Origin of the sequence: Actinacidiphila paucisporea (assembly GCF_900142575.1) — a bacterium.
Classification (GTDB): domain Bacteria; phylum Actinomycetota; class Actinomycetes; order Streptomycetales; family Streptomycetaceae; genus Actinacidiphila; species Actinacidiphila paucisporea.
In genome coordinates this window covers 106892-129816 of sequence record NZ_FRBI01000014.1, presented here as the reverse complement: position 1 = coordinate 129816, position 22925 = coordinate 106892, and the positions used below count along the sequence as shown (strand labels likewise).

The window sequence follows — 22925 nt, the reverse complement described above, 5'->3', positions numbered from 1 at the left end:
TCGCCCTCCTCCGTGTCGCCCCTAAGCTTGCCTGATGGCCCGATACTTCGACGTACATCCCGAGAATCCCCAGCCACGCGTGATCAGCGCGGTGGCGGACGGTATCCGCTCCGGTGCGCTCGCCGCGTACCCGACGGACTCCTGCTACGCCCTCGGCTGCCGGATGGGCAACCGCGACGGCATCGACCGCATCCGGTCGATCCGTCACCTCGACGACCGGCACCACTTCACCCTGGTCTGCCAGAACTTCGCGCAGCTGGGGCAGTTCGTGCAGATCGACAACGACGTGTTCCGGGCCGTCAAGGCGGCGACGCCGGGCAGCTACACGTTCATCCTGCCGGCGACGAAGGAAGTGCCGCGCCAGCTGCTGCACCCCAAGAAGAAGACCGTGGGCGTGCGCATCCCCGAGCACGTCGTGGTGCAGGCGCTGCTCGCCGAGCTCGGCGAGCCGCTGGTCTCCAGCACCCTGCTGCTCCCCGACGAGGCCGAGCCGATGACACAGGGCTGGGAGATCAAGGAACGTCTCGACCACGTCGTGGACCTGGTGGTCGACTCCGGCGACTGCGGCACCGAGCCCACCACGGTCGTCGACTTCTCCGGCGGTGGGACCGAGATCCTCCGCCGCGGGGCCGGCGACGTGGCGCGCTTCGAGTAGCAGCGGGCCGGACAGCCGTGCGCCCGGCCGCCGCAGCCGTGAGAATCACCATCGGTGAGAATGCGGATGCCCGCGCGCCGGTGGGCCGTTCGGAGGGGGAAGCATGGCCGAGGATGTCGTGGCGAACACGGCCGAGGGCGAGCGGCGGGCAGCGGCAGGGCAGCTGCCGGAGCCGCTCGTCAAGGAGATGGACCGGGAGATGCGCCGGTGGCGTACCGCCACCTTCAACTACGGCGTCACCTACTACCTCGGCCGGATCCTCCTCATCGTCGCCAGCGCCGTCGTGGCCGCCGACCGGAACCTGGGCGAAGGCCACGGAAGCTGGCTGGTCACCTGGGTACCAGCCCTGGCACTGGTCGTCGCGGTGATGACCGCGGTGGACACCTGGCTCAAGCCCCAGCAGAAGTGGCGCGGCTTCATGGAGTCCCGCGACGCGCTGGCCGACCTGCGGATCCAGGCCGACGGCGGCATGCCGGCCGACCAGGTGCGCGCGCGGTTCCTCGAACTGCGCCGCCAGCACCGCGAGCGGAACATCTTCTGACGCCCCGCCGGGCCGCGCCTCCACCGGGTCGGCGCGGCGTGGCGGGACACGCCCGACGGGACAGGAGGAGCGTTCGGTGAAGCACGACCTGGTGGTGCTCGTTCCGGGCATCATGGGCACGGCCCTGACCCGGGGCGGTGCCGACCTGTGGGACCTGACGCCGGAGGCGATGGGCGGGCTGCTCCGGCCCGGGAGGACCCGGGAGGCGCTCGAACTGCCCAGGGGCATCGGCGACGATGACCCGGAGCCGCCGCACGCCCTGGAGCTGGGCCGTACCGTTCACGGGGCCCGGATCCTGCCCGGGCTCGTCTCCACCACGCGGTCCCCGGACCTCCGCGGGCTGCTCGGGATCGAGCCGGAGAGATTCGCGGAATTCCGCTACGACTGGCGCCTGAGCAACCGCAACTCGGCCAGGAAACTTGCGGTCTTCGTCGAGGAGCGGTTGACCCGGTGGCGGGAGACGGCCGACCGGCAGCTCTTCCCGCGCGCGGGCGAGGCCAAGGTGGTCTTCCTGTGCCGCTCCATGGGCGGCCTGGTCGTCCGCTACTACACCGAGGTCCTCGGAGGGTGGGAGCAGACCAGGTCGGTCGCCACGCTGGGTACACCCTTCTCGGGCAGCGTCAAGGCGCTGCGCTTCCTGACCGGCCAGGTGGAGTGGGTGCCGAGCCCCTTCCGCGAAGGGATACGCGAGGTGTGCTCGACCTTCCCCTCGGTCGGCCAGCTCCTGCCCACCTACCGGGTGGTGGTCGACCGGCAGCAGGGCAGGTCCCCTCTGCGGGGCCGGTCGGTCGAGGGGGTGGACACCCGTACGGTCGACGACTCCTTCGCCTTCTTCCGGGAGGTGCAGGACGCCGTCGCGGAGAGCGATGCCCTCCACAGCCGGCGGCGCCGCACGCTGATCGCCCTCGGGGGCGACAAGCACCGGACGGACCAGGCGCTCTCCTTCGCCGCGGGCGGGCGGCCGGTCTTCCACCAGGACTTCGCGGACTCCGGCGACCCGGAGGACCGCGTCCTGCCGCTCTTCGGCGACGGCACGGTGGCGCACATCGCCCAGACCCCGCCCGAGTGGCCCGACACCGGCCGGACCGTCTGGCTCGACAGCAGGCACGCGGACCTCGTCAACTCCGACCACGCCCTCAAGCAGTTGAGGCGCGTCTGCGACGGCCTCGAACCGGCCGGGGTGCTGAGCGTCGGGGAGCCGGTCGGGTGCGAATTCCCCGACTTCGCCCGGGCCGGCGAACCCTTCGAGGTGTGGGCGACGAACGCCGACGCCGCGCTGCGGCTGAGGGTCCGCCGCCTCGGCGAGGACGGCACGCCCGTGGTGGACGAGGCGATGCGCCATTGCGGCGGTGGGGACTTCCGCGCCGAACTGCGCGCCGAACCGGGGCGGTGGACCCTGGAGGTCTACTCGACGGCTCGCCGGTATTCGTGCCGGGACGTGCTGCTCGTCGTGTAGTGCCGGCGCCGGCCGGTGCGGCCGTGCGGTGATCGCGCCGCATCGGTCCCCGGCCGGACTCCCGGTGGACGGGCCGTCAACTACCCGCTATCTCGGCCAGTTTGGTCACCGTGTTCCAGTTGCGGTTGGTGGCCGGCATGCCGAGGCCGCGGTCGGTGAGCCGTGCCGCCAGCTTGGAGTCGCGGATGGAGTCGGGGAAGTACGCGTAGATCTCCCGCTCACCCGGCCGGATTTCGTCCGGCGCGTACGCCTCCCGGTCGATCGCGGCGAGCCGGTCGAGCGGGACGGGACCGGCGAGGAAGACCACCAGGAAGCGGGAGCCGTCGACCCCGGTCATGTCGAACGGGTTGGCCGCCACGACCCGCCGCAGGTCCTCGGCGGTGCGGACCATGCAGGTGATGGTCAGGCCCAACTCGTCCGCGAGCGCCTGTTGCAGCGCGGCGGCCAGCGCCTGCGGATCGGTGTCCTCGTGGGTGAAGACGGCATTGCCGCTCTGCAGGTGCGTACGGATCCCGGTGCCGCCGATCGCGGCCAGCAGCTCGCGCAGGGTCTGCATCGGGACCCTGGCCCTGCCCCCGACGTTGATCCCGCGCAGCAGCGCGACGTATCCGGTGCTGGTCGTGGTCACACCTGACACCGTAACCGGCGGCACCGACAGGGGCAGGGAGCGACGGGCGCGGACGGCGAACCGGACGCGACGGCACGCCCGTACTCCCCGCGTTGCGCGGCGGGATATGTAATTTCCGGATTTCCGCGAATCATGCACGATGTCGCTCGTTCGGGTACCACCTGGACGCTGGAACGGTTCGGCAGACCACATCGTGGCTACCTTCGCGGCCATGAGCACCAGTGCGCCCAAGGACGCCGGTCACGACCGCCCCGTCGTCACCGAACTGCGGCTGTCCGCTTTCAAGTCACACCGCGGGGCGACCTTCGCGCTCGGCCCGCTCACCCTGCTCACGGGGGGCAGCGGCACCGGCAAGTCCAGCGTGCTCGAAGGGCTGGCCGCACTCGGCCGGCTGGCCTGCGGCGCCGAACTCGCCGAGGTCTTCGGGTCGGTGGTGCACGGCGGCGCCGCGGCCTGCGTGCCGCAGGGCGCCCAGCCGGACGCGCAGGGGCGGCGCGGCTTCCGCATCGGCTGCACGGTGACAGGACCCGTCGGCCCGGTGCGGCTGGACGTCGCGGTGCAGGCGGAGCCGACGCTTCGGATCGTCGGCGAGCGGCTGACCGGCGCCGGCGAGACACTGCTGACCACCGCGCTGCGCGATCCGGCCCGCCGCACCGTGCAGGCGGCCTGGCACACGGCCGGCGAGGTCTCCGTCACCCGTGCACCGCTGCCGGACAACGTCCTGGCCAGCGCCCTGCTGCCGCTGCGGGTCTCCGGACGCACCGACGGGCAGCGGCTGGTGCTCGCGGCCGCCGAGCAGCTGGTGGTGGCGCTGCGCGGGGTCTTCCCGGTGGCACCGCGGCCCGAACTGATGCGCGCCCCCGTGCCGCAGGGCGACGGGCGGCTGCGCGCCGCCTGCGACAACCTGTCCGCCGTTCTGGCCAGGACGGAGGGCGAGTGCGGCACGCGGCACGCGGCACTGGTCAACGCCGTGCGGGCGGTGTGCAGTCCACCGGTCGAGGGCCTGACCGTGCTGCCCGCGGTGCTTCCCTCGCCGGGCGGCGGCCGTGCGCCGCTGGAGGCCGTGATCGCCGCGGTGGACCGCGGTCCGCTGGGCGTGGTGCCGGTCGACCGGCTCGGCGATGGCGAACTGCGCTTCCTGGCTTTGGCGTTGGTGCTGCTCACCGGCCCCGGCGTGCTGGACGTCGACACCAGTACGGAGCTGCTGCCGGCCGGCCAGGTGCTCACCGTCCTGGGCGACGGGCTCGATCTGGGCCTGGACCGCCGGCAGGTGCGCGAACTGCTGCGGCTCGCCGGGATGGCCGCCGCCCGCGGCCACATCCGGCTGCTCGGCACGGTGCAGGACCCCGCCTGCGCGGAGGGCCTGGGCGGTGTGACGGTCGCCCGGCTCGGCGAGGGCCGGCGGGTGCCGGCGCAGGAGACGGGGGAGGCGGACCGCGGCGGTGACGGGGGCGGCGACCGGGGGGCCGGGCGGCGCGGCGGGCGCGGCGGTGACCTGATGGGCGGTCACCCGATCGGCGGTACGGGCGTGGGTGCGGCGGGCGGTACGGGCGTGGGTGCGGCGGGCGGTACGGGCGCGGGTGCCGGCGGGGGAGGTGACTCGGGCGGCGTGGGCCGGGAGGAGGAAGGGTGCGGCGATGCGGTAGACCAGTCCGGGTGACCGGACAACCAACGGACCTGGCGGCCCTGCAGCGCCGCCTGGTCGAATTCGCCGCCGCCCGTGACTGGGAGCCCTTCCACACCCCGAAGAATCTGGCCGCCGCGCTGAGCGTCGAGGCGTCCGAGTTGCTCGAGATCTTCCAGTGGCTGACGCCCGGGCAGTCGTCGGCGGTGATGGCGGACCCCGGGTCCGCCCACCGGGTGCGCGACGAGGTCGCGGACGTGCTGGCGTATCTACTGCAGTTCTGCGCGGCGCTGGAGATCGACGTGCTGGCCGCGCTCGCGGCCAAGATCGACAGGAACGAGGAGCGCTTCCCGCGGCCCGGCCGGCCGGGGGATCCCCCGGCCGGGTGAGGATCCGGTGCGGGGGAGGCGGCACGGGGTCCGGTGCAGGGGTGCGGCACGGGATTTGGGTGCGGTTTCAGGGGTGTTTGTCCGCGGGTGCGAGGTTATCCACAGATGTCGTGATCAACCCTTTCGCGGTACCGCGACTGTGTCACGCTGAGTGATGTCGGCAGGTGGCGAAGGGGTCGCCACCACCGGTGTCGAGGGGGTGCGCTGATGGACGCGGCACGGTTGGTGGCGGAGGCGGAAAGGGTGATGCGCGGGGCGCCGCAGCCCGAGGACGTCATCGCGGAGGCCTGGCAGGCCGGCGAGCTGGTCGAGGCGGTGGAGCGGCTGCTGGCCGCCGGTCAGCAGCCGCCGGGGGCGGACGCGGACACGGTGGGCCCGGCTTGGGCGGCGGGGCCGGCCGGTCGGGCGGGGCCGGTGCTCGCGGCCGCGGGGGCGGGGCCGCCGCGGGCGGCCAGGATGACCGCGGTCCGCGATCCGGCGGGGACGTTGCGGGCCCTGCGGGTGCTGCTCGGCGAGATCACCCACGCCCTGGTGGGACTCACCTGCGCGGTGCAGGACGAGGGGGCGTATTGGCAGTGCATCGAGGCGCTGGACGCGGTGGACGAGGCCAGGGACCGGGTGCGGGCGCTCGCCCGCGGCTTGTGGGCGCCGGGGCCGACGGGCGCCGGGGGGCTGCCATGCGCCGATTGACGGGCGGGCGCGGGATGAGTGCAGGATGGGGGAATGGATCTGCGAATCTTCACCGAGCCCCAGCAGGGGGCCGACTACGACACGCTGCTCGCGGTCGCCAAGGCGACGGAGAACCTCGGCTTCAACGCCTTCTTCCGATCGGACCACTATCTGACGATGGGCGGCGACGGGCTGCCGGGACCCACGGACGCGTGGATCACCCTGGCCGGTCTCGCCCGGGAGACCAGCAGGATCAGGCTCGGCACCCTGATGACGGCGGGCACCTTCCGGCTGCCCGGCGTGCTGGCGATCCAGGTGGCGCAGGTCGACGCGATGTCGGGTGGAAGGGTCGAGTTCGGGCTGGGTGCCGGCTGGTTCGAGGCGGAGCACACCGCCTATGGCATCCCGTTCCCGAAGGAGAAGATCGGCCGGCTCGCCGAGCAGCTCGCGGTGATCACCGGGCTGTGGGCCACCCCGGTCGGCAAGACGTTCGACTTCGAGGGGGAGTTCTACCAGCTCAAGGACAGCCCCGCGCTGCCCAAGCCCGCTCAGGCCAAGGTGCCGGTGCTGATCGGCGGCATGGGCGCCAAGCGCACCCCGGAGTTGGCGGCGCGCTATGCCGACGAGTTCAACGTGCCCTTTGCCTCGATCGAGGACTCCGCCCGGCAGATCGGGCGGGTCCGCGACGCGGTGCGGGCGGCCGGGCGCCCGGCTGACAGCATGGTGTATTCGAACGCGCTGGTGGTCTGCGTCGGCCGGGACGACGCGGAAGTGGCCAGGCGGGCGGCGGCGATCGGCCGCGAGGTCGCGGAGCTGAAGGAGAACGGGCTGGCCGGATCGCCGGCGGAGGTCGTGGAGAAGATCGGGCGGTATGCCGAGCAGGGCGCGACCCGCTTCTACCTCCAGACCCTCGACCTCGGCGACCTGGACCACCTGGAGCTGATCGCCGCCCAGGTCAAGCCGCAGCTGGGCTGAGGCCGCCGGATGCCGACACCGCCCGCCGTCCCGCCCGCTCCCACCGGGGAGTTGGGGGCGCTGCTGGCCTCGGGCCGCACCCTGGTGCTGGACGGCGGGCTGTCCAACCAGCTCGCCGACCAGGGCTGCGATCTGTCCGACCCGCTCTGGACGGCCCGGCTGCTCGCCGACGACCCCGGGCAGATCGAGGCAGCCCACCGGGCGTATGCGCGGGCGGGTGCGGATGTGCTGATCACCTCGGGCTACCAGGCCAGTTACGAGGGCTTCGCCCGCCGCGGCATCGGGCGGGCCGAGGCGTCGGCGCTGCTGCGGCGCAGCGTGGAGCTGGCCCGCCGGGCGGCCGCGGACCGGCCGGGAGTGCGGGTGGCGGCGTCGGTCGGGCCGTACGGAGCGGTGCTGGCGGACGGCAGCGAATACCGCGGGCGGTACGGCTTGACGGTGGGGGAGCTGGAGCGTTTCCACCGGCCGAGGATCGAGGCGGCGGCCGCCGCGGGGCCCGACGTGCTGGCCCTGGAGACGCTGCCGGACATCGACGAGGCCGAGGCGATGCTGCGGGCTGCGGCGCCGACGGGCCTGCCGGTGTGGCTGTCCTACACCGCCGACGGCGACCGGACCCGGGCCGGGCAGCCGCTGGCCGAGGCCTTCGCACTGGCCGCGGGCCGCGACGAGGTGATCGCGGTGGGCGTCAACTGCTGCGCGCCGCGGGACGTGCTGCCCGCGGTGGAGCTGGCGGCCGCGGTCACCGGCAAGCCGGTGGTGGCCTACCCCAACAGCGGCGAGCGCTGGAATGCCACGGCACGCCACTGGGAGGGCGCCCCCGACCTCTCGCCGCTCCTCGCCACCGCCTGGCAGGCGTCCGGCGCCCGCCTGATCGGCGGCTGCTGCCGCGTCGGCCCGTCCGCCGTCGCGGCCTTGCGTGCTGCCCTGTCCTGAGCGCAGGCTCTCGGGCCGGCGGCCCCGGCGGCCCCAGCCGACCGGGGCCTCGGCTCCGGCAGCGGCCGCCCCACCGGGACCCGCGGCGCCGGCCCCGCCGGTCCCGGTGGGGCTCGGCGGTGGGGAAAACGCCTGGGCCGGGTGCGGGGCGGCGGGGATACTCGGTCAGGTGTTCCTGACGATCTCCACCACAGGCAGCGCCGCGCGGCCGGCAACGGACCTCGGCTATCTGCTGCACAAGCACCCGGGCAAGGCCCAGGTCTTCGCCACGTCCTACGGTGACGCGCACGTCTTCTACCCCGAGGCGGGCGAGGAGCGCTGCACGGCCGCGCTGCTGCTCGAAGTCGATCCGCCGGCGCTCGTGCGGCGTGGGCGCGGCAAGGGCAGGGGCGGGGCGCCCGACGCGGCGCTGGCGCAGTATGTGAACGACCGGCCGTACGCCGCGTCGTCACTGCTCGCGGTGGCCCTGCGGACCGTCTTCGCCAGCGCGCTGCGCGGGGAGTGCCGCACGCTGCCCGAGCGGGCCGCGGCGCCGCTGCCGCTGCGGGTCGAGGTGCCCGCGCTGCCCGCCCGCGGCGGACCCGCGCTGGTGGCCCGGCTGTTCGAGCCGCTGGGCTGGCAGGTGGCCGCCGAGCCGGTGCCGCTGGACGACCACTTCCCCGAGTGGGGCGACTCGCGGTACGTACGGCTGGTGCTTGAGGGCGAGCTGCGGCTGTCCGACGCACTGCGGCACCTCTACGTGCTGCTGCCGGTGCTGGATGACGCGAAGCACTACTGGGTGTCGGCCGAGGAGGTGGACAAGCTGCTGCGGTTCGGGGACGGCTGGCTCGCGGGGCACCCCGAGCAGCAGCTGATCAGCCGGCGCTATCTGGCCCGCCGCCGGTCGCTCACCCGGGAGGCGGACGAGCGCCTTGAGCTGGTGCGGCTGGCCGACGCCGACGACGTGGAGGTCGAGGAGATCGACAACGCCGTCGAGCCCGAGCAGCCGGACGGCTCGCAGGAGCGCCCGGCGCCGCTGGCCGTGCAGCGCCGCGAGGCGATCCTCGCCGGGCTGCGCGCGGCCGGCGCCACCCGGGTCCTCGACCTGGGCTGCGGCCAGGGCCAGTTGCTGGCCGCGCTGCTCAAGGAGCCGCGCTTCACCGAGATCGTCGGCGTCGACGTCTCGGTCCGTGCCCTGGAGATGGCCGCCCGCCGGCTGCACCTGGACCGGATGGGCGAGCGGCAGTCCTCCCGCCTCACGCTGCTCCAGGGCTCGCTGGCGTACACCGACAAGCGGCTCAAGGGCTATGACGCGGCGGTGCTCAGCGAGGTGGTCGAGCATCTGGACCCGCCGCGGCTGCCCGCGCTCGAATACGCCGTCTTCGGCGCCGCCCGCCCGCGGACGGTGATCGTGACGACGCCGAACGTCGAGTACAACGTGCGCTGGGAGACGCTGCCGGCCGGTCACCGCCGGCACGCCGACCACCGTTTCGAGTGGACCCGGCGGGAATTCCGCGACTGGGCGCGGGCGGTGGCCGACCGCTACGGCTACGCCGTGGAATTCCAGCCGGTCGGCCCCGACGACCCCGAGGTCGGCCCGCCCACCCAGCTCGCACTCTTCACCGGCGGCACCGGCGGCACCGGCGGCACCGGCGGCACCGGCACCACCACTGACACCGGCACCGACACCGGCACCCACGAGAAGAAGAAGGAGGACGCGGCATGACCGGCGACGACCGTGACGGCGGCACCACCGCTGCGCCCCGCACCCTCGCCGTCACCGAGATGTCCCTGGTGGTGCTGATCGGCGCCACCGGCTCCGGCAAGTCCACCTTCGCGGCCCGGCACTTCAAGCCCACCGAGGTGGTCTCCTCCGACTTCTGCCGCGGCCTGGTCAGCGACGACGAGAACGACCAGAGCGCGACCGGCGACGCCTTTGACGTGCTGCACTACATCGCGGGCAAGCGGCTCGCGGCCGGCCGGCTGACCGTCGTGGACGCCACCAACGTGCAGCCGGAGAGCCGCAGGCACCTGGTGCAGCTGGCCAGGGAGCACGACGTCCTGCCCATCGCGATCGTGCTCGACGTGCCCGAGCAGGTGTGCGCCGAGCGCAACGCGGCACGCTCCGACCGGGCGGGCATGCCCCGGCACGTCATCGCGCGGCACCAGCGCGAGCTGCGCCGCTCGCTGCGCGGCCTGGAGCGCGAGGGCTTCCGCAGGGTCCACGTCCTGCGCGGCACCGCGGAGATCGACGCCGCCCGCGTCGTCGGCGAGCCGGCTTACAACAACCTGCGGCACCTCACCGGGCCGTTCGACATCATCGGCGACGTCCACGGCTGCGGCTCCGAGCTGGAGACGCTGCTGGCCAAGCTCGGTTACGACGACGGCCGGCACCCGGACGGCCGTACCGCGGTCTTCGTCGGCGACCTGGTCGACCGCGGCCCGGACAGCCCCGGCGTGCTGCGCCGCGTCATGGGCATGGTCGAGGCGGGCACCGCCCTGTGCGTGTCGGGCAACCACGAGAACAAGCTGGGCCGGCACCTCAAGGGCCGCCGCGTGCAGCCCACCCACGGCCTGGCCGAGACGCTGGAGCAGTTCGCTCGCGAGGACGAGCGCGACCCCGGGTTCCGGGGCCGCGTCGCCGACTTCATCGACGGCCTGATCAGCCACTACGTCCTCGACGGCGGCCGGCTGGTGGTCTGCCACGCGGGCCTGCCGGAGAAATACCACGGCCGTACCTCCGGCCGGGTCCGCTCGCACGCCCTCTACGGCGACACGACCGGCGAGACCGACGAGTTCGGCCTGCCCGTCCGCTACCCCTGGGCCGAGGACTACCGCGGCAGCGCCGCCGTCGTCTACGGCCACACGCCCGTCCCCACCACCTCCTGGATCAACAACACGCTCTGCCTCGACACGGGCGCCGTCTTCGGCGGCCGGCTGACCGCCCTGCGCTGGCCAGAGCGCGAGATCGTGGACGTCCCCGCCGAGCGGGTCTGGTACGAGCCGGTCAAGCCGCTGCTGTCCGACGCGCCCGGCGGCCGGGAGGGGCGCCCGCTCGACCTGGACGACGTCGCGGGGCGCAGGATCGTGGAGACGGCCCTGATGGGACGGCTCGCGGTGCGCGAGCAGAACGCGGCCGCGGCCCTTGAGGTGATGAGCCGCTTCGCGGTCGACCCGCGGCTGCTGTGCTACCTGCCGCCGACCATGGCGCCCTGCGCCACCTCCACGCAGGACGGCTACCTCGAACACCCCGCGGAGGCCTTCGCCTCCTACCGGGCCGACGGGGTGCGGCAGGTGGTGTGCGAGGAGAAGCACATGGGCTCCCGAGCGGTCGCCCTGGTGTGCCGGGACGAGGCGGCCGCCGCCGAGCGGTTCGGCGCCGCCGCGGGGGTGACCGGGACGGTGCACACCCGCACAGGCCGGCCGTTCTTCGACGACCCGGCCGTCACCGAGGCGGTGCTCGACCGGGTGCGCGGCGCCGTCACCGCGGCGGGGCTGTGGGACGAGCTGGACACCGACTGGCTGCTGCTCGACGCCGAGCTGCTGCCGGGTCGCTCAAGGCGTCGGGGCTGCTGCGCAAGCAGTACGCGGCGGTCGGCGCGGCCGCGGGTGCCGCCTTCCCGCCGGCCCTCGCCGCGCTCCGCGCCGCGGCGGACCGCGGTGCCGACGTCGGTGAGGTGCTGGCCAGGCAGTACGAGCGGGCCGCCGACGCGCAGGCGTTCACCGACGCCTACCGCCGCTACTGCTGGACCACCGACGGCTTGGACGGGGTCCACCTCGCCCCCTTCCAGCTGCTCGCCGTCCGCGACCGCAACCTCGCGGGGGAGCTGCCGCAGGACCGGCAGCTCGCGCTCGTCGACCGGCTGGTCGACGCCGATCCCACCGGGCTGCTACGTACCACCCGGCGGCTGGCCGTCGACACCGCTGACGAGGCGTCGGTCGCGGCCGGCACGCGGTGGTGGCTCGACCTGACGGAGGCCGGCGGCGAGGGCATGGTCGTCAAGCCACTGGCGGCGACGGCCCGCGACCCCAAGGGCGGCCTCGTCCAGCCGGGCGTCAAGTGCCGCGGCCGGGAGTATCTGCGCATCATCTACGGCGCGGAGTACACCCGCCCGGCCCACCTCGACCGCCTCCGCCGGCGTTCGCTGGGCCACAAGCGCTCGCTCGCGCTGCGCGAGTACGCACTCGGCCTTGAAGCCCTCGACCGCCGCGCCTCCGGCTCGCCCCTGTGGCGTGTCCACGAGGCCGTCTTCGCCGTCCTGGCCCTGGAGTCCGAGCCGGTGGACCCCCGCTTGTAGCCGCGCCGGCTGCCGTGCCCGCGCCGCCGCCGGACCTCCTGCCGCGTCCACCCGGACGAGGTCCGGGGGCGGGGCGGGGGCCGCGGACGGGATAGACGGCACCGGACGTGGGAAGCTCTGCTTTCATGGGCTTCCACGTGGACTCCGAGACCGGGCGGCTGCGCCGCGTCATCCTGCACCGGCCCGACCTGGAGCTGAAGCGGCTGACGCCGACGAACAAGGACGCGCTGCTGTTCGACGACGTCCTGTGGGTGCGCAGGGCCCGTGCGGAGCACGACGGTTTCGCCGACGTGCTGCGGGACCGCGGGGTCGAGGTGCACCTGTTCGGCGACCTGCTGACCGAGTCGCTGGCGTCGCCCGCCGCCAAGGCGCTCGTGCTGGACCGGGTGTTCGACGAGAAGGAGTACGGGCCACTGGCCACCGGGCCGCTGCGGGAGGCGTTCGACCGGCTCGCCCCGGCGGAGCTGACCGAGGCGCTGGTCGGGGGGATGACCAAGCGGGAGTTCCTGGACCGCTTCGCGGAGCCGGTCTCGGTCCGCTTCCACGCCATGGACCTGGACGACTTCCTGCTCGCGCCGCTGCCGAACCACATCTTCACCCGGGACACCTCCGCCTGGGTCTACGACGGGGTCAGCATCAACGCGATGCGCTGGCGTGCCCGCCGGCGCGAGACCGTGCACTTCGAGGCGATCTACCGGCACCACCCGCTCTTCGCGGACGGCGGCTTCCACGTCTGGTCGGAGGGCCAGAGCGCGTATCCCTCGACGATCGAGGGCGGGGACGTGCTGGTGATCGGGTCGGGCGCGGTGCTGATCGGGATGAGCGAGCGGACCACCCCGCAGGCGGTGGAGATGCTGGCCCGCGGGATGTTCGCGGCGGGGTCGGCGCGGACCATCGTGGCGCTCGACATGCCGAAGCGGCGTGCGTTCATGCACCTGGACACGGTGATGACGATGGTCGACGGCGACACCTTCACGCAGTACGCGGGCCTGGGGATGCTGCCGTCGTACACCATCGAGCCCGGCGCGGAGTACGGCGAGCTGAAGGTCACCGACCACGCGCCCGAGCACATGCACCGGGCCATCGCGGCGGCGCTCGGACTGGACTCGGTCAAGGTGCTGACCGCGACGCAGGACGTGCACGCGGCCGAGCGGGAGCAGTGGGACGACGGCTGCAACGTGCTGGCGGTGGAGCCCGGCGTGGTGGTGGCCTACGAGCGCAACGCGACCACCAACACTTTCCTGCGCAAGCGCGGCATCGAGGTGATCGAGATTCCGGGCAGCGAGCTGGGCCGGGGCCGCGGCGGGCCGCGCTGTATGAGCTGCCCGATCGAGCGCGACGCGGTGTGAGCTGGGACGCAGCCACGGATGCCGACGGCAGGGAGCCGTGCCGCAGCGCCAGGGAAGCCGGAGAAGGGGCTGTATAAGAATGCCTATCCTCGTATAGACTTCCACAGTTACCGATGAACCACCGACCGAGGAGTCCCCGCATGGCCGTCGATCTCAAGGGCCGCCACTTCGTCAAGGAGCTGGACTTCACGCCCGAGGAGTTCCTCGGCCTGGTGGAGCTGGCCGCCGACCTCAAGGCGGCCAAGCGGGCGGGTGCGGAGGAGCCGCGGCTGCGAGGTCGCAACATCGCGCTGATCTTCGAGAAGACGTCCACCAGGACCCGCTGCTCCTTCGAGGTCGCCGCGGCCGACCAGGGCGCCGCCACCACGTACCTGGACCCGGCGGGCTCCCAGATCGGCCACAAGGAGTCGGTCAAGGACACCGCCCGGGTGCTGGGCCGGATGTTCGACGCGATCGAATACCGCGGCGCCAGCCAGACCGCCGTCGAGGAGCTCGCGCTGCACGCCGGTGTGCCGGTCTACAACGGGCTCACCGACGACTGGCACCCCACGCAGATGCTCGCCGACGTGCTCACCATGGCCGAGCACACCGGCGGCGGCGTCGCGGGCCTCGGCTCCGGCGGTGTGGCCTTCGCCTACCTCGGCGACGCCCGGTTCAACATGGGCAATTCCTATCTGGTCACCGGCGCCCTGCTCGGCCTCGACGTGCGGATCGTGGCGCCGCGCGCGTACTGGCCGAGCGAGGACGTCGTCGCCCGCGCCCGCAAGCTCGCCGAGACCACCGGCGCGACGGTCCTGCTCACCGAGGACATCGCGGAAGGCGTCCTGGGCTGCGACTTCGTGGTGACCGACGTCTGGGTCTCGATGGGCGAGCCGAAGGAGGTGTGGGCCGAGCGGATCGCCGCGCTCGCGCCGTACGCGGTGACGATGGACGTGCTGCGGGCCACCGGCAAGCCCGACGTGAAGTTCCTGCACTGCCTGCCCGCCTACCACGACCTCGGCACCGAGGTCGGCCGGCTGATCCACGAGCAGTACGGGCTGAGCGAGCTGGAGGTCACCGACGAGGTCTTCGAGTCGGCGCACTCCGTCGTCTTCGACCAGGCCGAGAACCGTATGCACACCATCAAGGCCGTCCTGGTCGCGACGCTGGCCTGACGCGCGGGACCGGCCCGGCCCGGCCCGGCACCGGGCCGCGCCCACCGCCCGGTGCCGGGACGACCGCCGCGGGACCGGCCCGCTCAGACCCGGTCGGCCGCGATCAGCAGGTACTGGAAGCTGCCGTTCTTGTACGCCGTCAGGAACGTGTCCTCGATGCCGGTGACCAGGTGCTCCGCGGTCCTGCGCAGCTCCCAGTACGGGATGGTGGCCTGCGTGAGGTCCTCGACGTGGACGGGGACGAGGCGGTGGCGGGCCATGGCACGGAAGTACTCCGACCGCGGGTGGATGTCGCAGATGTAGTGGGCGTTGATGAGCGACACCTCACGGGAGGCCTGCCCGTAGGTGTCGTTGTAGCAGCCGGTGATCACCACGTAGCGCCCGCCGCGGCGCAGCAGCCGGGAGTGCTCGGCGAACAGCAGGTCCAGCTCCACGTACATGGAGGACTCGTTGTTCCAGGACGCCGCGTAGGCGCCCGTGGTGAAGCCGGTGTCCAGCATGTTGCGGTGGTGGTAGCGCACCTTGCCGTCGATGCCCCGGGCGCGCGCCTGGCTGTTGGCGAAGTCCGCCTGCTTGGTGGAGAGCGTCACGCCGTCGGCATGGCAGTTGTAGCGCTGGTGCGCCACCACGCTGCCGCCGCCGCGCCCGCACCCGGCGTCGAAGACCCGGTCGGCGGGGGAGAGCGGCCCGAGACGGGAGGCGAGCAGCTCGGCCTGCGCCTGCTCCAGTCGGTGCAGTTCCGCGGTGACCCGCTCGGCCCGCCGCGCGGGATCGGACTCGTCGAGTACGGACCACTTGACGTCACCGACGCCGTAGTGGTGGTGGTACAGGTCGTCGATCCCGCCGAGTTCGAGGTTGACCGGGTTCTGCTCGGCGTTCCAGTAGTCCGCGACGCGGCTCTGGTACGTGGACTGGGCGGGCAGCGAAACGGTGGCGCCGGACTGGGTGATGGCCAACGGTGGCTCCTCGTGCTGGTGCGTGTGCTGGTACGGGTGCGGTGCTGCCGGTCGCCGCGGGTGCGTCGCGAGGACGCGCGGGGACGCGGATGTGCGCGGATGTGCGCGGGGTCACCAGTAGTTGGGCAGGAAGTAGCGGTGGCTGTTGGTCGCGTGCCATTCGTGGTTGCCGGCCACCCAGTCGGACAGGCCCAGGGCGTAGCGCTCCACGACGGGCGAGGTCACCGACAGCGTCGCGGCCTCCTCCTCGAAGGCCGCCATGATCGCGTTGTGGATCTCGACGCTCCGCAGATAGGCGGCCTTCAGGCCGCGCCCCTCGTTGGCGGCCACCACCTGCGGCAGGTTGAGGTGCTCGGGGTCGCTCGCCATCTCCTTGGCGAAGGAGTACAGGTCGTTGACGATGGTGGTCGCGTTGCAGGCCAGCGCCGTGATCCGCTGGATCTCGGGGCGGGCGTAGACCGGTTCGGGCAGCTCGTAGCCGTCGATCGCGTCCACGAGCGACAGGCACGGGCGGAAGTTGTTGAACTGCCGCATGACCAGGTACTCCCACACCTTCGGGACATACCGCGTCTCCGCCCAGGCGGCCTCGGCGAGGTAGCCCTGGTGCAGGCGGGCCATGTCGTGCACGAAACGGTCGGTCTGGCTTGGGGTGGCGAAGGCGGCGTAGTCCTTCATCGCCCAGTGGTAGGAACGCAGCGGCCCGTCGGCCTGCACGCCCTGCCGCCACTCGGCTTCCAGCTCCGGCGTGCCGTGGAAGGGGTCGATCGCCGACTGGGCCATGACCAGCGGGCCGCCGAGCCCGCGGTGCGACCCGCCGCGGCCCTCGTCCTCCTCGCAGTAGCAGCTGTCGACCAGGTTCTCGGCGAGCAGCAACTGGCCGGCGACGGTCACCCGGTCCAGGTCGGCGGCGCGCGGGTGCTGGAGCACCACGGCCCGGCCGAACTGGAAGCCGGCGAAGTCGCCGTTCCAGGCCGGCGGGAAGAGGTCCAGCTCCCTCGCCCAGGCCTCCACCCTGCGGTCGACCTCCTCGACCTTCACCGGGTCCGCCGGGACGGCGGGCCGGTATCGGAGCCCGGGGATCGCTCCGCCGCGCCGGGGACGGACGAGGGTCGGCGGCCCGGGCAGCCGGCGCGGTGCGTCGGCGTTCACGGGAGTGCTCATGGCGTACTCCACTGGGTCGCTCGGCCGCGCGGCCGTTCTTCGGCCGCCGAACCGGTGACGCCTTCCGGTGTGGACACGTTTTTCCTCCCGGCGGATGGACGCAGGTACGCGGCCCGGGCGCCCCCCATGGCAAGGCGCCCCGACCGCGGAACCAAGCCAACCAGCGGGCGCTCGGACCTGGTATGGCGTGAAAGGGGGCGCTTCGCGCACTGGTGGTGCCAAACGTCCACCTGAGGCAGCGGCGGGGGCGCGCCCCCGCCCCGCGCGCCCCCGCGCCTGCCGCGAAACGATGGAGACGCCTGGGCGGGCAGAAAACCCGGTTGATCCGGACGCCGGCGGAGGAAAAATGGGTGTCGTCCCAGGTGATCCGGTCTCCTTCCGGCGTTCCGCGGGGGACTGGTGGAGGAGCGGGCGAGAGATGACCATGCACGATGACCAGCTGGACCTGAGCACCGAAACGGTTGCGGCTTTGGTCCGGGAACAGTTCCCTCAGTGGAGCGGCAAGGCGATCCGGCCCCTGCCGTCGACCGGGACGGTCAACGCCATCTTCCGTATCGGGAGCGACCTCGCGGCGCGTTTCCCACTGCGCCTGGCCGATGCCGCCGAGACGCTGGCCTTTCTGGAACAGGAAGCCCGCGCGAGCGCGGACCTGGCGCGGGTGTCCCGGTTCCCCGCCCCGGAACCCGTCGCCTTGGGAAAGCCCGGAGCGGGATACCCCATGCCGTGGGCGGTCCAGACCTGGCTGCCGGGAACGGTCGCCTCGGATGCCGACCCGAGTGGGTCGGACGCTTTTGCCGAGGATCTCGCGGCCTTCATCGCAGCCCTCCGAAAGGCCGACACGCGAGGGCGGCACTTCAGTGGCGAGGGCCGCGGCGGCGTTCTCACTCACCACGACGATTGGATGGCGAGGTGCTTCGAGGAGAGTGAGGGGCTGCTCGACGTGCCCCGGCTGCGCCAGGTGTGGAACCACCTCCGGGAATTGCCGCGCTCGGGCGCCGACGTGATGAGCCACCGTGACTTGATCCCCGGCAATGTCCTGGTCGCGGGAGACCGGCTCAGCGGCGTACTCGACACCGGCGGCTTCGGCCCGGCCGACCCCGCGCTCGATCTGGTCAGTGCCTGGCACCTCTTGCAGCCGGGTCCGCGGGAGGTGCTCCGGCGGTCACTGGCCTGTGACGATCTGGAGTGGGAGCGCGGCAAGGCATGGGCTTTTCAACAGGCGATGGGTCTTGTCTGGTATTACGTCGAGAGCAATCCGCCGATGAGCGGAATGGGGCGCCGGACACTCGACCGCATTCTGGGGTCGACGGTGTGACGTCGCCCCGGTTTCCGACCGTGACCACTCGACGGCGTCCACTGAAGCCCGGCCAGGATGAGGCGTATGGATGCTGAAGTGCAGGCCTATGTCAACGGGATCACGTCGGTGCACCGTCCCCTGTTCGAGCGGGTGCATCGGCTGATCATGGAGGCGTACCCCGAGGCGGGCCTCGTGCTGTCCTACGGGATGCCGACCTACCGGGTCGGCGGCCGAAAGCTGCACGTCGGGGTCTGGCAGCACGGGGTATCGGTCTACGGGTGGGACAAGGAGCGGGCTGCGCCCTTCACCTCTCGCCACCCGGACCTCGTCAGCGGGAAGGGGACCATCCGGCTGCGCTCGGAACAGGCGGCGGGCGTCACCGACGAGGAGTTGGGCGAGCTCATCCGTGCTTCGCTCGAAGCCTGACCCGTTGACCGGCGGGCCCGGTCGCACGTGGTGGCGTGCGACCGGGCCCGCCGGCTGTACGGGATCGGGTCAGAAGCCGGAGTTGCCCGATCCTCGGGTGACGGTGTAGTTGCCGGGGTTGTTGAGGCCGCCCGAGGCCGCGCCGCTGACGGTGGTGTTGCTGACCGTCATGCTGCCGGTGACGTTGTTGATGTCGAAGCCGTAGGTGCCGGCCCCGGTGATCGTGTCGCGGTCGAAGGTCAGATTGCTGATCGTGTGGCCGTAACTGAGCAGGACGGCCTGGTAGGTGCTGTCCTTGATGGTGTTGCCGGTGACCTTCACCGGCTGGGTGATGTCGCCCTGGTTCGCCGCGTAGATCCACAGGGCGCCGATGTCGGAGGCCCAGTTGGAGTGGTAGGAGCCGGTGCGTGTCAGCAGGTTGTCGCGGACGGTGGTGGGGCCGGAGAAGTTCTGGCCGAAGTAGGTGCTGACCGTGATGCCCGAGCCGAAGGCGACCGTGTCGCTGACGGCGTTGTTCTGGATCGTGTTGTCGCCGCCGCCGTAGACGCCGATGCCGTTGGCCTGGATGGGGCTCTGCGAGGTGTTGTGCGAGACGGTGCAGTTGGTGACGTTGCCGCCCTCGGTGTCCAGGGCGATGGTGTCGTCGCCGGTGTTGCGCACCGAGGACTGCTCCACGGTGGAGCCCGAGGAGCCGCCGTGGATGTGGACGCCGTCGGCGAAGACGTCGCGCACGCGCAGTCCGGCCGCGTCGAGACCGGTGCCCGGCACCGCCCACAGGCCGACCTTGGTGTGCTCCATCCAGACGTCGAGGATCAGCGACCCGGAGGCGAACGACCCCTCGATCGCGGCCGCGCCCTGGTCGTTGTTACGGGAGGTCTGGTCGCCGGAGACGGTCAGGTCGGCGATCTGGTTGCGGCCGCCGGTCGTGTAGAGGCCACCGGAGCCGTTCTCGGCGGTGGACCGGATCGTGGTGTACCACTGGCCGGCCCCGCGCAGCGAGACGTTGTTCAGCGAGACCCGCCCGGAGATGGTGTAGGTGCCGGCGGGCAGCCACAGCCCCTGGCCGGTGCTGGAGAGCTGGCTGAGCGCGCTGTTGAGCGCCGAGGTGACGTCGGCGCCGCCGGGGGTGACGCCGTAGCCGGCCGCGGAGACGTAGCCGGCGGGCATCGCGTAGGCCGCGTCGACCTGTTCGGCGTCGACGGTGTCGACGGTGAAGGTACCGCCGGCCGTGCTGTCCTTCTGCAGTTTCAGCACGGTTCCTGCCGGCCAGGTCGCGGAGTTGCGGAAGCGGACCTCGTCGTAGAAGTGGTGGCCCGAGCCGTCGGCAGGGTTGTTGGTGTCGTAGTAGCCGCCGCCGTACAGCCACGCGTACGTGTTGGTCAGCGTCAGGTCGGTGACCTTGGTGCCGCCGGCGTACAGCGCGAGCGGGGCGGTGGTGGGCGTGCCGGTCGAGGTGTCTGGAATCGAGTAGCGCACGACCACCGCGTTCGCCGGCTTGGTGAGGGTGACCTGGACGTACTTCCCGGTGCCGGTGAGCTGGACGGCGCTGCGGCCGGTGGCCTCGGAGCTGAGGGAGGGATAGGTGCGGCTCACCGGCAGCACCGTGCCGTTGGTGGCGCCGTCGGCCGCTCGGTATTCGGTGTACGGCACGGTCGCGCCCTGGGCGGCGAGCGCGGCGCCGCCGGCGATCGACACCCCGTCGACGGCGACGCCGCCGCTGTCGCCCGAGTCGTGCTGCAGGCCGATCAGATTCAGGCCGGAGCGCAGGGTCACCGTCCTGGAGACCGACAGCCAGCCACTGCCCGCGGGAAGGCTGAGCTGGCCGTTCCTGATGCCGTTGAGGTAGAGCGAGAGGGTCTGCGCCGTGCCGGTGGAATTGGCGTAGGTGAGGGAGACCGGGTAGTCGCCTGCTGCCGGCACGGCGGTGTCCACCTGGGTCTGTGCGCCCTGGGCGGTGAATCCGGTGAGGTAGCCGCTGCCGTTGTATCCGGAGATCGAGGTGCCGACCGAGGGGCCGCCGGTGAAGAAGGCGGTCGCGGCGTCGTAGACCTGGCCGCCGGGCGGCGGGGACGTCGGAGGAGTGGTGGGCGGGGTGGTCGTCGTCGTGCCGACGGTGATGTTGTCCAGGTTGACGTTGCCGTTGTCGGTGCTGTCGAAGCGGTAGGCGACGGTGTTGGCGCCGGCGTTGAGGTTCAGGTTCTCGGTGGTGGTGCCCCAGGTGTCCCAGTTGGCGGTCGCGGGCAGTGAAGTGGCCACCGCCTTCGTGCCGTTGACGTAGACGGACAGGGTGCGGGTGCTGCCCGTGCCGTTGGCATAGCGCAGCGTGACCGGTGTGCTGCCGGCGGTGGCGGCGGTCACCGAGAAGGTGGTGGCGGCGGTGCCCTTGCCGGCGTCGGTGTAGCCGCCGACGAAGCCGCTGCCGGTGTAGCCGGTGTGGTCGGAGACGATGACCGCGCCACCGGACAGCGCGGCCGACTCGGCTTCGTACTGGCCGCTGGGCGGGACCGGGGCGGCGGCGAGGGTGATGTCGTCGAGGTTGACGTTGCCGCTGTCGGCGCTGTCGAAGCGGTAGGCGACGGTGTCGCTGCCTGCCTTCAGCGTGACGGGGGTGGTGACGGTGCTCCAGGTGTTCCAGTCGGTGGTGGCCGGCAGCGCGATCTGTACGGTCTTGGCGCCGTTGACGTAGACGGAGAGGGTCTGCGTGGCGGTGGTGCCGTTGGCGTAGCGCAGGGCGGAGACGTACCCGCCGGCAGTGGCGGCGCTTACCGAGAAGGTGGTGGCGGCGGTGCCTTTGTCGGCGTCGGTGTAGCCGCCGACGAAGCCGCTGCCGGTGTAGCCGGTGTGGTCGGAGGCGACGACCGCGCCGCCGGACAGGGCGGCCGACTCGGCTTCGTAGACGGTGCCGGTCGACGCGGTGGCGCGCAGCGCGGTCCAGCCGACGAGGGCGGCCAGCAGGGCGAGCAGCGCGACGACCGCGGCCGGCGCTGTTCTGGGCAAACGGGTACCCCGGGGGGATTCGGGCATGGGTGGACTCCGCAGCAGGAGGGGGGTGCTTGAGTGAGCGGCACCGTAACGCCGCGTCAATCCCGGTGCAATGCGTGAAGGCGATTCCGCGCAATGTCGGCGCTACGCCGCGGAATCCGGAAGCCATCCCCTGCATGTGGCCTGACCTGCTGGAACGTTGGCTGCAGCGGGTCGGTACTGCGGCAGGCGATGCAGGCGGCGAAGCTTTCCGGTCGGTTTCTTGCTCGGATCTGCAGGGTGAGCTGGGCAGTGCGCGGTCGCTCCCGGTCGGGTCCTGCGCCTTCTCCGCGCTGCCGCCCGCCGCCGGCCGCTTACAGCCCGGCACCGCCTGGAGCCGGTGCGGTGGAGTGGCGGACGACGAGTTCGGGCTCGTGGAGGAGTTCTTTGGGGGTGGGGTTGGTGCCGTTGATCTGGTTGGCGAGGAGGGTGACGGCGGCGCGGGACATGGCTTCGATGGGTTGGCGCAGGGTGGTCAGGGGTGGGTCGGTGTAGTTCATGAAGGCGGAGTCGTCGTAGCCGACGACGGACAGGTCGTGGGGGACGGTGAGTCCTTGGCGGCGTGCGGCTCTGACGGCGCCGAGGGCCAGGATGTCGCTGCCGCATATGAGGGCGGTGATGCCGGTGGTGAGCAGTTCGGTGGCCACGGCCTGGCCGCCCTCGAAGGAGAACAGGGCGTGGCCGATGGGATGGGTCCCGGTGGCCGATTGCCTGGCCAGGGTGGTGAAGGCGGCGGCCTTGCGGCGCGAGGGGGTGTGGTCGGCCGGGCCGACCATCAGGCCGATACGGGTGTGGCCGAGCGAGGTGAGGTGGGCGTAGGCCTGCTGGACCGCGGCCACGTCATCGGTCGACACCTGAGGAAAACCGCCGTGGTCCACGGCGGCATTGAGCAGCACCACCGGTACGCCCCGCTCTTTCAGAGCCCTGCTCTCGTCGGGGGTGAGCCCGCCGCAGAAGATGACGCCGGAGACCTGCTGGTCCAGCAGCATCGTCACGTACTCGGCCTCGGTGAGGCCGCCGGCCGACCGCGTGCACAGCACGGGGGTGAAGCCGAGCTGGACCAGCGCGCCGCCGGCGACCTCGGCCAGCGCCGGGAAGATCGGGTTCTGCAGCTCGGGCAGCACCAGACCCACCAACCGGGCACGCACCCCCCGCAGTTGCGTGGGACGTTCGTAACCGAGCACGTCCAGCGCGGTCAGCACCGCCTGCCGGGTGCTGTCCGACACCCCCGGCTTGCCGTTCAGCACCCGGCTCACCGTCGCCTCGCTGACCCCGACTTTTTGGGCCACCTGCACGAGTTTGCGCACCATGTGCGCACTATATACGCCAGCGGCCGTGGATTTTATGCGTGATGTTTGCGCTGCTTTCATCGTGCGCTGACGAATCCCTAAGGTTTTTGCGTAAATGTGCTTTC

17 protein-coding genes and 2 pseudogenes are annotated in these 22925 nt (G+C 72.2%); 14 read left to right on the top strand and 5 right to left on the bottom strand.

Translation table 11 applies throughout. The annotated features are described in order from the left end of the window. The first annotated feature begins 34 nt into the window (after nt 1-34). From BUE44_RS21375 to BUE44_RS21365, 3 genes are all read left to right on the top strand, one after another. Nucleotides 35-655, top strand: coding sequence for an L-threonylcarbamoyladenylate synthase (locus BUE44_RS21375; protein WP_073500579.1), 621 nt, complete (start codon nt 35-37; stop codon nt 653-655). 103 nt (nt 656-758) lie between these two features. Further along, nucleotides 759-1196 carry a hypothetical protein gene (locus tag BUE44_RS21370; RefSeq protein ID WP_235002321.1) on the top strand — a complete coding sequence of 146 codons (438 nt, stop codon included), beginning with the start codon at nt 759-761 and terminating at the stop codon, nt 1194-1196. A gap of 76 nt (nt 1197-1272) precedes the next feature. Beyond that, nucleotides 1273-2652, top strand: coding sequence for an esterase/lipase family protein (locus tag BUE44_RS21365; RefSeq protein WP_073500578.1), 1380 nt, complete (start codon nt 1273-1275; stop codon nt 2650-2652). 76 nt (nt 2653-2728) lie between these two features. On the opposite strand, the gene BUE44_RS21360 is transcribed toward BUE44_RS21365, so the two are convergent. Beyond that, a complete protein-coding gene (locus tag BUE44_RS21360) occupies nt 2729-3280 on the bottom strand; it encodes a DUF1697 domain-containing protein (protein ID WP_073500577.1) in 552 nt (183 codons plus the stop codon). Between the two features lie 211 nt (nt 3281-3491). On the opposite strand from BUE44_RS21360, the pseudogene BUE44_RS21355 reads away from it, so the two are divergent. From BUE44_RS21355 to argF, 9 genes and pseudogenes are all read left to right on the top strand, one after another. Next, nucleotides 3492-4676 (top strand): annotated as a pseudogene (locus BUE44_RS21355) (AAA family ATPase); the annotation flags it as partial. Nucleotides 4677-4936: 260 nt separating this feature from the next. Then, nucleotides 4937-5293, top strand: coding sequence for a nucleotide pyrophosphohydrolase (locus BUE44_RS21350; RefSeq protein ID WP_073500576.1), 357 nt, complete (start codon nt 4937-4939; stop codon nt 5291-5293). 207 nt (nt 5294-5500) lie between these two features. Further along, nucleotides 5501-5983 (top strand): DUF6099 family protein, encoded by a 483-nt coding sequence (locus BUE44_RS37545; RefSeq protein WP_073500575.1) that lies wholly within the window; start codon nt 5501-5503, stop codon nt 5981-5983. Between the two features lie 33 nt (nt 5984-6016). After that, complete coding sequence (locus tag BUE44_RS21340; RefSeq protein ID WP_073500574.1) at nt 6017-6937, top strand: LLM class F420-dependent oxidoreductase; 921 nt, start codon at nt 6017-6019, stop codon at nt 6935-6937. A gap of 9 nt (nt 6938-6946) precedes the next feature. Continuing rightward, nucleotides 6947-7870 carry a homocysteine S-methyltransferase gene (gene mmuM, locus BUE44_RS21335; protein WP_073500573.1) on the top strand — a complete coding sequence of 308 codons (924 nt, stop codon included), beginning with the start codon at nt 6947-6949 and terminating at the stop codon, nt 7868-7870. Between the two features lie 169 nt (nt 7871-8039). After that, on the top strand, nt 8040-9575 hold the full coding sequence (locus BUE44_RS21330) for a 3' terminal RNA ribose 2'-O-methyltransferase Hen1 (RefSeq protein WP_073500572.1): 1536 nt from the start codon (nt 8040-8042) through the stop codon (nt 9573-9575). Next, a pseudogene (locus BUE44_RS21325) lies at nt 9572-12147 on the top strand (polynucleotide kinase-phosphatase). The gene BUE44_RS21330 and the pseudogene BUE44_RS21325 overlap by 4 nt, the downstream one beginning before the upstream one ends. 125 nt (nt 12148-12272) lie before the next feature. Continuing rightward, nucleotides 12273-13496, top strand: a complete 1224-nt coding sequence (locus BUE44_RS21320; protein WP_073500571.1) for an arginine deiminase — start codon at nt 12273-12275, stop codon at nt 13494-13496. A gap of 140 nt (nt 13497-13636) precedes the next feature. After that, nucleotides 13637-14650 carry an ornithine carbamoyltransferase gene (gene argF, locus BUE44_RS21315; RefSeq protein ID WP_073500570.1) on the top strand — a complete coding sequence of 338 codons (1014 nt, stop codon included), beginning with the start codon at nt 13637-13639 and terminating at the stop codon, nt 14648-14650. Nucleotides 14651-14733: 83 nt separating this feature from the next. On the opposite strand, the gene BUE44_RS21310 is transcribed toward argF, so the two are convergent. Both BUE44_RS21310 and BUE44_RS21305 read right to left on the bottom strand, forming a co-directional pair. Next, entirely contained in the window at nt 14734-15606 is an 873-nt protein-coding gene (locus BUE44_RS21310; protein WP_073500569.1) for a geranyl diphosphate 2-C-methyltransferase, read from the bottom strand. Nucleotides 15607-15717: 111 nt separating this feature from the next. Beyond that, the gene (locus BUE44_RS21305) at nt 15718-16767 is read right to left on the bottom strand and encodes a family 2 encapsulin nanocompartment cargo protein terpene cyclase (protein WP_073500568.1); all 1050 of its coding nucleotides are present in this window, start codon (nt 16765-16767) and stop codon (nt 15718-15720) included. Between the two features lie 418 nt (nt 16768-17185). On the opposite strand from BUE44_RS21305, the gene BUE44_RS21300 reads away from it, so the two are divergent. Together BUE44_RS21300 and BUE44_RS21295 are read left to right on the top strand one after the other, a co-directional pair. Next, on the top strand, nt 17186-18082 hold the full coding sequence (locus BUE44_RS21300) for an aminoglycoside phosphotransferase family protein (protein ID WP_073500567.1): 897 nt from the start codon (nt 17186-17188) through the stop codon (nt 18080-18082). Nucleotides 18083-18148: 66 nt separating this feature from the next. Next, nucleotides 18149-18490, top strand: coding sequence for an iron chaperone (locus BUE44_RS21295; protein ID WP_073500566.1), 342 nt, complete (start codon nt 18149-18151; stop codon nt 18488-18490). Between the two features lie 69 nt (nt 18491-18559). Here BUE44_RS21295 and BUE44_RS21290 read toward each other — a convergent pair whose 3' ends face one another. Next, nucleotides 18560-21487, bottom strand: coding sequence for a CBM35 domain-containing protein (locus tag BUE44_RS21290; RefSeq protein ID WP_235002319.1), 2928 nt, complete (start codon nt 21485-21487; stop codon nt 18560-18562). Between the two features lie 338 nt (nt 21488-21825). Continuing rightward, nucleotides 21826-22821: a LacI family DNA-binding transcriptional regulator gene (locus BUE44_RS21285; protein WP_073500564.1), complete on the bottom strand. Its 996-nt coding sequence runs from the start codon at nt 22819-22821 to the stop codon at nt 21826-21828. Nucleotides 22822-22925 lie beyond the last annotated feature (104 nt).

Coding starts and splice junctions, on each gene's coding strand:
- BUE44_RS21375 (WP_073500579.1), top strand. CDS start 35: ATGGCCCGATACTTCGACGTACATCCCGAGAATCCCCAGCCACGCGTG.
- BUE44_RS21370 (WP_235002321.1), top strand. CDS start 759: ATGGCCGAGGATGTCGTGGCGAACACGGCCGAGGGCGAGCGGCGGGCA.
- BUE44_RS37545 (WP_073500575.1), top strand. CDS start 5,501: ATGGACGCGGCACGGTTGGTGGCGGAGGCGGAAAGGGTGATGCGCGGG.
- BUE44_RS21340 (WP_073500574.1), top strand. CDS start 6,017: ATGGATCTGCGAATCTTCACCGAGCCCCAGCAGGGGGCCGACTACGAC.
- mmuM (WP_073500573.1), top strand. CDS start 6,947: ATGCCGACACCGCCCGCCGTCCCGCCCGCTCCCACCGGGGAGTTGGGG.
- BUE44_RS21320 (WP_073500571.1), top strand. CDS start 12,273: ATGGGCTTCCACGTGGACTCCGAGACCGGGCGGCTGCGCCGCGTCATC.
- argF (WP_073500570.1), top strand. CDS start 13,637: ATGGCCGTCGATCTCAAGGGCCGCCACTTCGTCAAGGAGCTGGACTTC.
- BUE44_RS21305 (WP_073500568.1), bottom strand. CDS start 16,767: ATGAGCACTCCCGTGAACGCCGACGCACCGCGCCGGCTGCCCGGGCCG.
- BUE44_RS21300 (WP_073500567.1), top strand. CDS start 17,186: ATGACCATGCACGATGACCAGCTGGACCTGAGCACCGAAACGGTTGCG.
- BUE44_RS21295 (WP_073500566.1), top strand. CDS start 18,149: ATGGATGCTGAAGTGCAGGCCTATGTCAACGGGATCACGTCGGTGCAC.
- BUE44_RS21285 (WP_073500564.1), bottom strand. CDS start 22,821: ATGGTGCGCAAACTCGTGCAGGTGGCCCAAAAAGTCGGGGTCAGCGAG.